The following is a 552-nucleotide window of genomic DNA, read 5'->3' as shown; positions in this document are numbered from 1 at the left end:
GCCGGGAGTTGGCGGCCGACCTGGGGGTCTCGCGTGGGCTTGTGACCGACGCGTACGAGCAGTTGACGGCCGAGGGGTACCTCAGCAGCAGCCGGGGCTCGGGCACCTGGGTGAACGGGGCGGCGCAGGCCGCGGCGGTGCGGGAGCACAGCCGGCCCGTCGCCGACGGGGCGCCCGGGACCGGGTTTCTGCCCGGTAGCCCTGATCTGGCGCTGTTCCCGCGCGCCGCGTGGTCGGCGGCGCATCGCCGGGTGCTGGCGCGGCTTGCGCACAGCGGGCTCGGGTATCCGGATCCGCGCGGGCTGCCGGAGTTGCGGGCGGCCGTGGCGGGGCTGCTCACCCGCCGTCGTGGGGTGGTGGCGGATCCGGAGTGCGTGGTGATCTGCTCGGGCGTCGCGCAGGCCATGACGCTGCTGGGGTTCACACTGGCCGATCTTGGCCACCGGGCCGTGGCGGTGGAGGATCCCGGGAGCCCGGAGCACACCGCGCTGCTCTCGGCGGCGGGCCTGACGGCCGTTCCCGTGCCGCTGGACACCGAGGGTGTGTCGCCCG

1 protein-coding gene is annotated in these 552 nt (G+C 75.9%); it reads left to right on the top strand.

Going from position 1 to position 552, the window contains the following annotated elements; translation table 11 throughout:
- The coding region (locus CCN51_RS51630) for an aminotransferase class I/II-fold pyridoxal phosphate-dependent enzyme (protein ID WP_425444815.1) at positions 1-552 on the top strand (552 nt) is incomplete at both ends.

Source organism: Streptomyces milbemycinicus (genome assembly GCF_002154605.1).
GTDB lineage: Bacteria > Actinomycetota > Actinomycetes > Streptomycetales > Streptomycetaceae > Streptomyces > Streptomyces milbemycinicus.
This window is presented reverse-complemented; position numbering and strand designations above follow the sequence as displayed.